The organism is Psychrosphaera aquimarina (assembly GCF_032461525.1).
In the GTDB taxonomy this organism is placed as follows: domain Bacteria; phylum Pseudomonadota; class Gammaproteobacteria; order Enterobacterales; family Alteromonadaceae; genus Psychrosphaera; species Psychrosphaera aquimarina.
In genome coordinates this window covers 406,345-420,733 of record NZ_JAWCUA010000010.1, presented here as the reverse complement: position 1 = coordinate 420,733, position 14,389 = coordinate 406,345, and the positions used below count along the sequence as shown (strand labels likewise).

General features: G+C 38.6%; 8 protein-coding genes and 1 pseudogene. 5 read left to right on the top strand and 4 right to left on the bottom strand.

All coding sequences use genetic code 11. From position 1 onward, the window contains the following. Position 1 precedes the first annotated feature (1 nt). The 4 genes and pseudogenes from RT723_RS13825 (at position 2) to RT723_RS13810 (ending at position 7,981) form a co-directional block, all read left to right on the top strand. The gene (locus tag RT723_RS13825; protein ID WP_315947653.1) at positions 2 to 565 is read left to right on the top strand and encodes a YfiR/HmsC family protein; all 564 of its coding nucleotides are present in this window, start codon (positions 2 to 4) and stop codon (positions 563 to 565) included. Between the two features lie 256 nt (positions 566 to 821). Beyond that, entirely contained in the window at positions 822 to 1,742 is a 921-nt protein-coding gene (gene folE2 / locus RT723_RS13820; protein ID WP_216056118.1) for a GTP cyclohydrolase FolE2, read from the top strand. 363 nt (positions 1,743 to 2,105) lie between these two features. Further along, positions 2,106 to 6,559, top strand: a pseudogene (gene gltB / locus RT723_RS13815) (glutamate synthase large subunit). A gap of 15 nt (positions 6,560 to 6,574) precedes the next feature. Continuing rightward, positions 6,575 to 7,981, top strand: a complete 1,407-nt coding sequence (locus tag RT723_RS13810; protein WP_216056119.1) for an FAD-dependent oxidoreductase — start codon at positions 6,575 to 6,577, stop codon at positions 7,979 to 7,981. Between the two features lie 92 nt (positions 7,982 to 8,073). Here the strand turns inward: RT723_RS13810 and RT723_RS13805 are convergent, their stop codons facing one another. The 4 genes from RT723_RS13805 to RT723_RS13790 form a co-directional block, all read right to left on the bottom strand. Then, a complete protein-coding gene (locus RT723_RS13805; protein WP_315947651.1) occupies positions 8,074 to 9,180 on the bottom strand; it encodes a GGDEF domain-containing protein in 1,107 nt (368 codons plus the stop codon). Between the two features lie 45 nt (positions 9,181 to 9,225). After that, the gene (locus tag RT723_RS13800) at positions 9,226 to 9,639 is read right to left on the bottom strand and encodes a PAS domain-containing protein (protein WP_216056121.1); all 414 of its coding nucleotides are present in this window, start codon (positions 9,637 to 9,639) and stop codon (positions 9,226 to 9,228) included. A gap of 302 nt (positions 9,640 to 9,941) precedes the next feature. Further along, complete coding sequence (recA, locus tag RT723_RS13795) at positions 9,942 to 10,973, bottom strand: recombinase RecA (RefSeq protein WP_216056122.1); 1,032 nt, start codon at positions 10,971 to 10,973, stop codon at positions 9,942 to 9,944. Between the two features lie 100 nt (positions 10,974 to 11,073). Then, positions 11,074 to 11,586: a CinA family protein gene (locus RT723_RS13790; RefSeq protein ID WP_315947648.1), complete on the bottom strand. Its 513-nt coding sequence runs from the start codon at positions 11,584 to 11,586 to the stop codon at positions 11,074 to 11,076. 87 nt (positions 11,587 to 11,673) lie between these two features. On the opposite strand from RT723_RS13790, the gene mutS reads away from it, so the two are divergent. After that, positions 11,674 to 14,292, top strand: a complete 2,619-nt coding sequence (gene mutS / locus RT723_RS13785; protein WP_315947647.1) for a DNA mismatch repair protein MutS — start codon at positions 11,674 to 11,676, stop codon at positions 14,290 to 14,292. The last annotated feature ends 97 nt before the right edge of the window (positions 14,293 to 14,389 follow it).

The window sequence follows — 14,389 nt, the reverse complement described above, 5'->3', positions numbered from 1 at the left end:
TATGATTACATATATATCACCTTTTAACTTTTCTACTTTATTCAAGCGCCTTAGCTTAATTTCTCTAGGTTTTAGCTTATTCACACTACCAACATTGAGCAATGCAGCCAATGCTAATACCGAAACTCAATTAACCGGTGTTCTCATTCATAAAATCGCGACATATTTAAATTGGAATAAAAAGTCTAACAAAGAATTAACTTATTGTTTTGTTGGTAACAACAGCCATACCGTGGGTGACTTTTTAACATCACAAAAAAACATAGGACGATTGCCTTATCACATCACATTACGTAACTTCACCAATTTAGTGGATTCTAGCAATGCCATTTGTGATTTGTTGTACGTTGATAAAAGTACCAACTGGGACAGACAAGTATTTAATCAATTAGCAAAATCAACGTTTACTATTACCAATGATAAAGAATTATTAGCTGAAGGATTCGTTGTAAGTATTGAACTTGATCAAAATAAACCGCAATTAACCTTAAGTAAAAGTAACCTACAAAAAACCAATATTGTTATCGATGCACGCTTCTTATCGGTTGTTAATGTAGTGGAATAACCCTGCTAAAAATTGTGTACAAAATTCCTTCCTAAAATACCCGACTAAATTAATAAGGTATTTCACCTGAATTACTTAATTTACTGCTTAATATATGTTATAAACGCGCCTGTCATTTAGTAAACGCACGATGAGATAGTGTCTCGACTAAATGCTTATTTAACACTATGAAAGATTTATTCAGCCCTCTCTTTGACACACGAGGGCATTTAATGCTGACTAAAGATATGACTTAATTGTCAAAAATGGAGAATCCATGCCAACCAAAATGCCTGATATAGCAAACCAAGCCCAAGCCCAAACAGAGGGTGTTCTAGATTGGGTAGGTATGAGTAATATAGAAATGCCAGTAATGGTAGATATGCAAGGTGAGACTCGTCAGGTTTCTGCTTTAGTTGAAGCATTCGTGAACTTGAATCAACCTAAAGCAAAAGGCATTCACATGTCTCGCTTATACTTAATGTTGGATGAATTGTCTGTAGAAAGCAGCCTTAATAAAACAACATTAACGGAATTATTAAATAACTTTATTCACAGCCACGAAGATTTAAGTGACAGTGCGCATGTTAAGTTTGAATTTGATTACCATATGCGTAGAAAATCGTTGATCAGTGGTAAACGTGGTTGGAAAGCATACCCTGTTGTTATCACGGGCAATTTAACTCAAGGTGTATTAGATATCGAACTTGCGGTTAAAGTACCTTACTCTTCAACATGTCCTTGTTCGGCCGCATTAGCACGACAATTAATACAAAATGCGTTTAACGATAAATTTAGCGGTGACGTTAGTGCTGAAGATGTGCATCAATGGTTAGGGTCTACCGAAGGTATTGTGGCAACACCACACAGCCAACGCTCTATTGCAGAAGTTAAAGTAAAACTTGCTGATGAAATTACAGAGTTCCCAATTGTTGATTTAGTTGATGCCATTGAAAATGCACTTCAAACGCCAGTGCAAGCAGCCGTAAAACGTGAAGATGAACAAGAATTTGCAAGATTAAATGGTCAAAACTTAATGTTTTGTGAAGACGCGGGCCGTAGAATTAAACACGCCTTAAACCTTATTTCAGGTTATCGTGACTTTTGGTTACGAGTTAACCACTATGAATCATTGCATGCACACGACGCGGTATCTGTTGCAAGTAAGGGTATTCCAAACGGTTACTCTTCAAAATAAAATACATATATATTCAAACACCCTTCGGGGTGTTTTTTTATTTTACTCGTCAAAATCATGTAATTTAATTACAAAAAATCAATCATATACAGACAATTCCCCTCTTCTTATTCCTTTTTATGAAATTTAATTTCTAATTATTCTAGAGTAATTAACCTATTTTACTGTTGACCTAGTTTAAAAATCTAGCTATGTTGTTCGGCCGAATGCATTTTAAAAACCCCAATTGTGAATGTATATTCATATTAACTGCATCCATATTTCATATATACTTAATAAAAGGCGATAAAAAACGTCTAATGGTTGCTAGGTTTAGAGGAGGACGCCAGATTGAACAACACTGGTTCTAAAAAATTACAATTGATGCACAACAGTCAAGATGTTCGCGAGAACTGCGGCTTTGGTCTTATCGCTCACCTTGAAGGTGAAGCCAGCCATAAGATAGTGCGCACGGCTATTACTAGCTTAGATAGAATGCAACATCGTGGCGGTATTTCAGCCGACGGTAAAACCGGTGATGGGTGTGGTCTATTAATTCAGAAACCTGAAGCATTTTTCCGAGCAATTGCTGAGGAAAATGGTTGGCATTTAGGCAAAAAATACGGTGTCGGCACCATATTTTTAAGCCAAGATCCGATCAAGGCGGCTAGAGCCAAAAAGATCATTGAACAGGAAATCGAAAACGAAACCTTAGAAACAGTTGGTTGGCGTGTTGTTCCTACTAATCCAGAAGTATTAGGTGAAATTGCCTCTTCCTCTGTGCCACAAATTGAGCAAATATTTGTTAATGCTCAGTCGGGTTGGCGCAAAAAGATTTTGAACGCCGCTTATATATGGCGCGTCGTCGTATCGAAAAACAACTTGAAGACGATGAAGATTTTTATATTCCAAGTTTAAGTTGTTTGGTAACTGTCTATAAAGGCTTAGTTATGCCTAAAGACTTACCTAAGTTTTATAAAGACCTTGCAGATATTAGAATGGAAACCGCAATATGTGTGTTCCATCAGCGTTTCTCCACTAATACAACTCCTCAGTGGCGTTTAGCGCAACCATTTAGATTCTTAGCTCACAATGGTGAAATTAATACCATTAAAGGTAATCGCCAATGGGCACAAGCCCGCGAATACAAATTCCGTTCGCCATTAATCCCTGATTTAAAAGACGCTTCTCCGTTTGTAAGTAAAACAGGAAGTGACTCAGCTTCATTAGATAACATGCTTGAATTGTTCTTAGCCGGTGGCTTAGATTTATTCCGTTCAATGCGTTTATTAGTGCCGCCTGCATATCAAAATCATCCCAAAATGGATGATCAGTTAAAAGCATTCTATGAATTTAACTCTATGCACATGGAACCATGGGATGGCCCAGCCGGTATCGTAATGACTAATGGTAGACACGTAGCCTGTAACTTGGACCGTAATGGCCTTCGTCCTGCTCGTTATACCATTACTAAAGGCAAAATTTTAACCTTAGCGTCTGAATCTGGTATTTGGGATTACACCCCTGATGAAGTGATTGAACAAGGCCGTGTAGGTCCAGGTCAAATGTTAGCGGTAGATACTTATACTGGTAAAGTTTGGCATTCTGATGAAATTGATCAGGACTTAAAAGAGCGCCACCCATATAAAGAATGGTTAGATAAAAACATTCAACACTTAAAACCATTCTCTGAATGTGACGGTGATGAAATTGGTCAACGATTATTTAATGACGAAACCCAAGCGGTGTACCATAAGTTATTTAATTATTCGTTTGAAGAAATTGAACAAGTAATCAAAGTTCTAGCAAAAGACGGTCAAGAAGCAACGGGCTCTATGGGTGATGATGCACCTATGGCAGTTATGTCTAAACAAAAACGTAACTTCTATGATTATTTCCGTCAATTGTTTGCCCAAGTAACCAATCCACCTATCGATCCATTACGTGAAAATCACGTTATGTCGTTAGCCACTTGTATTGGTCGTGAGCAAAACGTATTTAATGAAACATCAGGGTACGCAAATCGCGTATTATTTGAATCACCAGTATTAATGTATACCGATTTAGACCAACTAAAAGCGTTTAATGACGAGCATTATCACACTGAGTCGTTATCAATATTATATAACCCTGAAGAAACTGATTTAAAAACGGCCATCGAAACCTTATGTGCTGACGCTGTAACGGCGGTTAAAGAGCGCAATACGGTTATCCTTATAATGTCAGACCGAGCAGTAGAAAAAGGCTTAGCGCCAATCCCTGCAGCAATGGCGGTTGGTGCCGTACAACAAACATTAGTTGTTAATCAACTTCGTTGTGACTCTAATATCATAGTAGAAACTGCTTCAGCCCGTGATTCGCATCACTTTGCTGTATTATTAGGTCTAGGGGCTACTGCTGTATACCCATATATGGCTTATGAAACCGTTGAACAATTTGTTGAAAATGGCAGCATAGATATCCCAGTTAAAGACGCTGTTATTAATTACCGTAAAGGCATTAATAAAGGTCTATTTAAGATCATGTCAAAAATGGGTATCTCAACTATTGCCAGCTACCGTTGTTCAAACTTGTTTGAAGCCGTGGGGCTTGCCTCTGAAATTATGGAACTTTGTTTCCCTAACATCACTAGTCGTATTGAAGGCGCTAATTTTGATGATATTCATCAAGAGCAAATGCACAATGCAAAAGTAGCATGGTTAAAACGTAAACCGATTAACCATGGTGGGTTGCTTAAGTATGTTCACGGTGGTGAATACCATGCTTATAACCCAGATGTTGTGCAAACGTTACAAGTTGCCGTTAAGTCAGGAAACTATTCTGACTATCAAAAGTACGCTAATTTAGTGAATAACCGTCCACCGGCTCATTTCCGCGATTTAATGGCTCTTAAATCTCAGACGCCTATTTCGATAGACGATGTGGTTAAACCAACCGAGTTATATCCTCGTTTTGACTCTGCAGCTATGTCTATTGGAGCATTGAGCCCAGAAGCGCATGAAGCGTTAGCTCAAGCGATGAATAAACTTGGTGGATTCTCAAACTCTGGCGAAGGTGGTGAAGACCCGCGCCGTTTTGGGACGAATAAGAATTCACGTATTAAACAAATAGCGTCAGGCCGTTTTGGTGTAACACCGCACTACTTAAGAAATGCAGATGTATTGCAAATTAAAGTAGCGCAAGGTGCAAAACCAGGTGAAGGTGGCCAATTACCGGGTGATAAAGTGACTGCAGAAATTGCACAACTTAGATACTCAGTACAAGGTGTTACACTTATTTCACCTCCACCACATCACGACATTTATTCAATTGAAGATTTAGCTCAGCTGATCTTTGACTTAAAACAAGTTAACCCAAAAGCATTAGTATCCGTAAAATTAGTTTCTGAACCAGGTGTTGGCACAATTGCCACAGGTGTTGCAAAAGCAAATGCGGATTTAATTACCATCTCTGGTTTTGACGGCGGTACAGCGGCAAGTCCACTGACTTCTGTTAAGTATGCGGGTAGTCCTTGGGAACTTGGTTTATCAGAAACGCATCAAGCACTTGTTGAAAATGGCTTACGTCATAAAGTACGAGTGCAAGTTGACGGTGGTTTAAAAACTGGTATTGACGTTATAAAAGCCGCTATTTTAGGTGCGGAAAGTTTTGGTTTTGGTACAGGCCCTATGGTTGCTTTAGGTTGTAAGTTCTTACGAATCTGCCATTTAAATAACTGTGCGACAGGTGTTGCAACTCAAGACGAAACGTTACGTAAAGAATACTTTGCTGGTTTACCGTCTATGGTTGAAAACTACTTTACTTTCATTGCCCAAGAAGTTCGCGAAACGATGGCAGCAATTGGTATTAGTAAGTTTGAAGATTTAATTGGTCGTACCGACTTATTAGAATTATTAGATGGCCAAACCCAAAAGCAAAGTCGTTTGGAATTAAATGGAATATTAGCCTCTAGTGGTGTAACTACCGAGTTTCCTAGTTATTGTGTTGCTAAGAATGAGCCGCTTGATAACGGTGATTTAAACGTTAAGTTAGTAGCTGATACCGCCGAACAAGTTGCCAATAAAACAGGTGGACAACATTTTTACGACATCCGTAATACTGACCGTTCTGTTGGTGCGACTTTATCTGGTGAAGTGGCAGATGTTCATGGTAACCAAGGCATGGCAACTGACCCTATCCAGCTTACGTTTACCGGCACTGCTGGTCAAAGCTTTGGGGTTTGGAACGCTGGTGGTGTGTATTTACACCTAATTGGTGATGCAAACGACTACGTTGGTAAAGGCATGACAGGTGGTAAAATTACCATTAACCCGCCAAAAGGCGTTAGTTACGTGAGTCACAAGTCTGTGATCATGGGTAACACATGTTTATATGGTGCAACAGGCGGTAAGTTATTAGCGGCTGGTTGTGCAGGTGAACGATTTGCTGTTCGTAACTCAGGTGCTGTAGCAGTAATTGAGGGTGCAGGCGACAACGTTTGTGAATATATGACAGGTGGTGTTGTTGTTATTTTAGGTGATATCGGGGTTAACTTCGGTGCCGGTATGACTGGTGGATTCGCTTATTTATTAGATGAATCTGGCGACCTAAATGAACGTATGAATGGTGAATTAATTGAAGCTCTAGATATTGATATGACTATTCATATTGAGAATCTACGTGGGTTAATCAACCAACATTTTGAAGAAACTCAAAGTGAACGTTCGCAACAAATCTTAGCTGAGTTTGATACTTGGTTACCTAAGTTTAAATTGGTTAAACCTAAAACATCTGATGTAAATCAGCTGTTAGGTCATCGTCACCGCTCTTCTGCAGAGCTACGTGTTCAAGCAATGTAGAGCGAGGAAAAATTTATGAGTCAAAATGTATATCAGTTTATAGACGTGGAACGCATTGACCCGACTAAACATCCGGTTAAAGTACGTAAAGAAGAATTCATTGAAATTTATCAGCCTATGCAAGAAGCACAGGCTAAAGGTCAAGCAGATCGTTGTTTAGACTGTGGTAACCCATATTGTGAATGGAAATGCCCAGTGCACAATTATATCCCTCAATGGCTACAACTGGCTAATGAAGGCAAGATAATTGAAGCGGCAGAGTTATCCCATAAAACCAATAGCTTACCTGAAGTTTGTGGTCGAGTTTGTCCACAAGATCGTTTATGTGAAGGTGCGTGTACCCTCAATAATGATTTTGGCGCCGTAACCATTGGTAGTATTGAAAAATACATTAATGACAAAGCGTTTGAAATGGGCTGGCGTCCAAGCATTGAAGGTGTTGAGTTAACGGATAAAAGAGTGGCGATTATAGGCGCAGGTCCTGCTGGTCTTGCTTGTGCTGACGTATTAGTTCGTAACGGTGTTAAACCGGTTGTATATGACAAATATGAAGAAATTGGTGGTCTATTAACCTTTGGTATTCCTTCTTTTAAATTAGAAAAAGACGTGATGACACGCCGCCGCGAAATTTTCGAAGAACTTGGTGTTGAGTTTGTTCTAAACACTGAAGTTGGTAAAGATATCGACTTCCAAAGTTTGTTAGATGATTACGACTCTGTTTTCTTAGGTGTAGGTACTTATAAATATATACGTGGTGGATTACCAAATGAAGAAGCCCAAGGTGTTTATGACTCTTTACCTTATTTGATTTCAAATACTCGTAAAGTCATGGGTTCTGCTGATACTTGTATCGACTTTAAAGGTAAAAAAGTAGTCGTATTAGGCGGTGGTGACACGGCAATGGATTGTGTAAGAACAGCCATAAGACAAGATGCAGAAGAAGTTATGTGTGCGTATCGTCGTGACGAAGCAAACATGCCTGGTTCCGCTCGTGAAGTACAAAACGCCAAAGAAGAAGGGGTTAATTTCGAATGGAATGCCCAACCTATTTCTATTGAAGTTGATGCTGACGGTAAAGCGTGTGGCGTTAAATTTGTAAAAACACAACTTGGTCAGCCAGATGAAAATGGTCGTCGTCGACCGGAAGCCATCGAAGGCTCTGAATATATAGTTGAAGCAGATGCCGTTATTCAAGCATTTGGTTTCCAACCATTAAACTTAGAATGGTTAACCCCATACGAAGTTGAATTAACGGATTGGAATACAATTAAGGCCAACGAAGATTCGCAATATCCTTATCAGACAACTAATCCTAAGATCTTCGCCGGTGGTGATATCGTACGTGGCGCGGATCTAGTGGTTACAGCCATAGCAGAAGGCAGAAAAGCGGCTGAAGGCATATTGGATATGTTAGAAGTTTAACCGCCCTGATTGCTGACATTACCTACAAAAAACGCATCTATTGATGCGTTTTTTTTGCAACAGAGATCGCTATTTTGCTAACGGTTAACACATTATAATTGACTCACCACGCAGTTTCTCCCAGAACGTTTAGCCTTATATAAAAAGCTATCAGCTCTATCAAGCAAACTATCAAAGTCGTCTTGGCTGGTAATATTAGTAACACCGAAACTGACGGTAATAGGCCATGGAATTGAGTCAAATTGATGAGATTCTGTCGCCCTTCTAATTCTTTCTACAACTTGGATCGCAGCGTCTAAGTTAGTTCTAGGCATGACAATCACAAATTCTTCACCACCAAACCTAATTTGCACGTCAGAAGTTCGACTGTTCGCTTTTAGTATATTGGCAAAAGCTATTAAACAATCATCTCCTGTTAGGTGGCCTAAATTGTCATTAATTTTTTTAAAGTAATCCAGATCGCAAATAGCCAAACACAATGGTGCAGCGGTTCTTTTGTAGTCATCAATTTCTCTTTGTAAAAAATCATTTAAGTAACGGCGATTGTATAACGTGGTCAGTGGGTCTTTAATCGACTCTTCTTGTAACTTAAGGTTTATGTATTCTAGTTGGCTAGATAAATGAACCAACTGTTCTCGATTATTTTCCAGTGACACGGCAATAAAAGTAGCAATAGTACTAAATGCGAGCACAGGAATAATCAAAGAAAAACTATAGTTATTATCTAAAACAAAGAAGTAGAACAGATTAAAATAAACGAAGGTGACAATGACCATCACAAGATATTTAGCTATGCTGGTTCTGTATGCTGTAGCGGCGCCTAATAAGGTAAAGGCATACGCCGTATAGTTGCTTGTGATCGCTAAATCTAAAGAGGTTAACGTTGCCGCTGAGATACACATAGTAATAGCAAAGCTAAAAATTAAGTGATCTAATCGTGTTACATTCCCCATTGCTTTTACTTTAGGTAAGGCAACTCTAAATGCAATTGACGCTACAATGAGCGCCAGCCATAATAATAAATATGCATCAGCATGGGTGTGATATGAGTCAGTTACTCTACTGTATAAATTGCGCCATAAAAACAATAAGCAGATAACTATTAAAATATAAGGGATGATCATAAATCGATCATAGTTATCTTCAACTTGGTGTTTTAAATATGCCGCTTCAAAAGACTTTGTTTTTTCCATGTCCATGTTACAGTTTTTACCTTTAAATTTGTTCTAACTCATTACCGTCTATTAAATTTTTACTTCTGCGACTATACCAATTAATAAATTACCAAGGGCCGTTGTGATCACGCGTTTATTAACAGATAGATAACTTTGAATATCGCCACCTTCGGTTTCTTTCAGTTCAATCGCGGAATGAATATCACCAATAAAGCTTTTAGCGGGTTGATCACTATCCACACAATCTTGTGCGTCATCTTTGGACATTATATCAAAATCAGTTTTACCAACTATGTCACTTTGGCGTAAACAAAAATATTTCTCAAACTCTTGGTTAACAATCAAATATCGCCCCTCATCATCCTTAACAAAAATAATACTCGGCGATAAATCAATAATTGCGATTAATAAGTTTAATAATGAACTTTCGTCCATTTCAATATCAAAATTATGTTTAAGCGTTTCTAACAAATGTGCATTCATAATGGCTCCATTAACAGTACTACCTATCCTTACAAAGAGCCGGTCATTCAGCGAGTTTAATGTACGATCATGGTTGCAAAAGATGGGTCGACTCAAGTGAGAAAGCCAAAGCCACTAGACACTAATAAATTTCGCTCATTATCTCACCGCAATCACAACGGTGAACGGACTAAACCTTTATAAAGCTTGGTATAAATGCATTTATGGCGGCTAGATTATCACCACTTTTTCAGATTACCAATAATTTACCCGTATTAACGAAAAAAGCCGCTTAATGCGGCTTTTATTTAGTTATATTTAATTTAGCTAGGGTCAGCTACTTCCAAATCATCTTCTTTTATTGTTGCTTTTAACAACAACATATCACGTAATTTTTTCTCGATTTCTTCTGCAATATCAACATTCTCTTTTAAATACTTAATGCAGTTTGCCTTACCTTGACCAACCTTGTCACCATTATAGGCATACCAAGCACCAGCTTTATCAACCACACCATGTTTAACACCAAGGTCAATTAACTCGCCTTCTTTAGAGATACCTTTACCATACATGATAATGAATTCTGTTTGTTTAAATGGAGGAGCGACTTTGTTCTTAACCACTTTAACCCGGGTTTCATTCCCTATGACTTCATCACCTTCTTTAACAGAGCCGATACGACGAATATCTAAACGTACAGAGGCATAGAACTTAAGTGCATTACCACCTGTGGTTGTCTCAGGGTTACCAAACATTACACCAATCTTCATACGAATTTGGTTAATGAAAATACATAACGTATTTGAACGTTTAATGTTACCCGTTAATTTACGTAACGCTTGTGACATTAGACGAGCTTGAAGACCCATGTGTGAATCACCCATGTCACCTTCAATCTCTGCTTTTGGTGTTAATGCTGCTACCGAGTCGACAACTAATACATCTACAGCACCAGAACGAACTAACATATCAGTAATTTCTAAAGCTTGTTCACCAGTGTCTGGTTGCGATACTAATAAGTCATCAACGTTAACACCCAATGCTGATGCATAAATAGGATCTAATGCATGCTCTGCATCAACAAACGCACAAGTCTTACCTTCTTTTTGCGCTTGAGCAATTACTTGTAATGTTAGGGTTGTTTTACCTGAAGATTCTGGACCGTAAATTTCAACGATACGGCCACATGGCAAACCGCCTATACCTAACGCAATATCCAGTCCTAATGAACCTGTAGAAATGGAATCAATATCCAATGCATTACTATCGCCCAATTTCATTATTGAGCCTTTACCAAACTGTCTTTCAATTTGTTGTAGTGCTGCGTCTAATGCTTTTTCTTTATTTGCGTCCATTATTCTCTCCAAACATTACTTGTCGTTGATGCTTCAACTTAACTATGCGACAAAGTATACTGTATAATTAAACAGTATCAATGAAAATTTATATTATTTTTTATTTTATTTCATTAATACAGATCAACGCCATATTTAATGCCGCTTTGATGGCAGACAATCTAACATCTTCTCGGCCCCCTGAAAAACAAAACCTTTGACTATTGTTGATTGTTTTTGCATTTCCATCCAGTAAGTACTGTATACAAACAGCTATCCAAACAGCGCCTACAGGCTTTGATTCTGAACCACCACCAGGTCCTGCAATTCCACTGACTGAAATACCGACTTGAGCTCCGGCATTGATTAGTGCCCCTTGCGCCATTTCATCGACGGTTTGCTGTGAAACTGCACCGTATTTTTCTAATGTTGTTTGTTGCACATCCACTAATTTTTGTTTTGCGTCATTGCTGTAAGTAACAAATGCACAATTAAAATAGCTTGAACTACCGGCAATTGCGGTTATCGCTTGGCTAATACCACCACCAGTACAAGACTCAGCGGTGGTCACTGTCCAGCCTTTTTGTAATAAAGCATCACCAAGTTGTTTACTTAAAGATTCAATTTCAACCAATTGCCCGATTCCTTCTACATTTTACGAGACACTATGCCGATGATCTGTGACAATATACAACATTAGTCACAGATATCATTAAGCCAAATGTCGAATTTATTTAGCCCTGAAAATATAGCAAGCCACACTCCAATGATGCAGCAGTTCTTAAATATGAAAAAAGAACACAAAGACATTTTGCTTTTTTATCGCATGGGTGACTTTTACGAATTATTTTACGACGATGCCAAAAGAGCCTCTGAGTTATTAGACATTTCCTTAACCAAACGTGGCGCTTCCGCTGGCGAACCTATTCCCATGGCTGGCGTGCCTTATCATGCGGTTGATAACTATTTGGCTAAATTAGTTCAATTAGGCGAATCGGTTGCCATCTGTGAACAAGTTGGAGACCCTGCCACCAGCAAAGGGCCTGTTGCTAGAAAAGTAGTCCGCATTGTTACTCCTGGAACCGTCAGTGACGAAAACTTATTAAATGAACGTTTTGATAACTTAATTTGTGCCGTATTTGCCAATAAACCTCGTGCTACTTCTGTAGAAACTTATGGCATTGCTTATTTAGACATTAATAGTGGCCGGTTTCTAATTAACCAATTTGAACAAATTGGCGATTTATTAGCAACATTAACGCGCTTGCAGCCGGCAGAATTATTATACCCAGAAGACTTTTCACAAATGCAGGTATTAAACGGCTTTAAAGGTATAAGACGTAGACCTATTTGGGAGTTTGATTTAGAAACCTGTGAACGAGTATTAGTACAGCAATTTGAAACCAAAGATTTACAAGGGTTTGGTATTACCAAAGCGCCCATAGCCATCTGCGCAGCAGGCTGCTTAATGCAATATGTACGAGACACACAAAGAACGGCACTGCCACATATTCGCTCGGTAACCCTAGAAGCTATTGATTCCACCATTATTTTAGATGCTTCTACTCGTCGTAATTTAGAGTTAACTCAAAACCTCTCTGGTGGACAAGACAATACCTTAGCACAAGTATTAGACAAAACCTCTACCGCGATGGGCAGTCGTTTATTAAAACGTTGGATCCATTTACCAAGACGTAATCAATTAGAAGTTAACGCCAGATTAGATGCGGTAGAAGATATTTTAACGGTGGGTAACGATATTAATTTACAAGAACCACTTAAACAAATTGGTGATATTGAGCGTATTGTTGCCCGATTAGCTTTACGTTCAGCCAGACCTAGAGATTTAGCTCGCTTACGTAATGCGTTACGAGTATTACCAGAGATAAAAGCTGAGCTAGAAAATAATAAGTCGGTGCGCTTAGCCTCATTAAATAACAAAATACAGTTATACCCAGAGATCCTAGATTTATTAGAAAGCGCCATTATAGAGAACCCACCTGTGCTTATTCGTGACGGTGGTGTCATTGCAACTGGTTATCACGCTGAATTAGATGAATGGCGTGAGTTAAGTGCCGGTGCTACCAGTTTTATCGATCAGTTAGAGATATCGGAAAGAGAAAAAACCGGCATAAACACATTAAAAGTTGGCTTTAATAAAGTACACGGCTTCTATATCGATATTAGTAAAGCATATTCTGACCGAGTACCTGAAGAATACGTAAGACGCCAAACGTTAAAGAACAATGAACGATACATCATTCCTGAACTGAAAAAACACGAAGAAAAAGTATTATCAAGTCAAAGCAAAGCGTTAGCATTAGAAAAGCGTTTATACGAAAAAGTATTAGATCAATTAGTTGAAGTTATTGAAGCATTACAAATGACCTCGGACGCCATTGCTCAGATAGATGTTCTAACTAACTTTGCTGAACGAGCTGAAAGCTTAAATTACAGCAAACCTGAATTAGTATCAGGCCGTATTGTAAAGATTGAAGCAGGTCGTCACCCTGTGGTTGAGCAGGTCATGCAAACACCGTTTATTGCGAATCCGGTGCACTTACATTCAGAACGTAAACTTGCAGTCATTACTGGACCTAACATGGGTGGTAAATCTACCTTTATGCGCCAAATTGCATTAATAACGTTAATGGCGAATATTGGTTGTTTTGTTCCAGCGCAAGCTGCACAAATTGGTGAGATAGACCGTATCTTTACTCGTATTGGAGCATCCGATGATTTAGCCTCTGGCCGCTCTACTTTTATGGTAGAAATGACAGAAACAGCAAACATAATGCACAACGCGTCACAAAACAGCTTAGTGTTAATGGATGAAATAGGCCGAGGTACCAGTACTTACGATGGTCTAAGTTTGGCTTGGGCCAGTGCCCATTATTTATCAACTAAGATAAATGCCCTCACCTTATTTGCAACTCACTATTTTGAATTAACTGAGTTTGCCGATCAGCAAACTGGGGTGGTTAATATACATTTAGATGCGCACGAACATGGTGATGACATAGTATTTATGCACTCAGTCCATGACGGAGCCGCAAGCAAAAGTTTTGGTATTCAAGTGGCTAAATTAGCTGGTTTACCAAGTGAAGTACTTTCCTTTGCTAAATCCAAATTGCAACAACTTGAATTAACAACCGTGCCATCTTCAAGCCCGCAAACTGTTAATGCTGCATCACCAGAAATACCAAGCCAACAGTTGTCTTTAGTTAATACCGGACATTCTGACGTGATGGATATTATCAACAACACAGATCTAGACGAATTATCGCCAAGACAAGCATGGCAATTACTGAGTGAACTTAAAAGTAAATTAAAAAGTTAAACCCATAGTTTTTAAAAAAGCTAATAAAATCAAATTGTAGCCCAGACCTGAAGAATATTTTTTACTGTGATACCCTTGTAACAAATTAATTACGAGG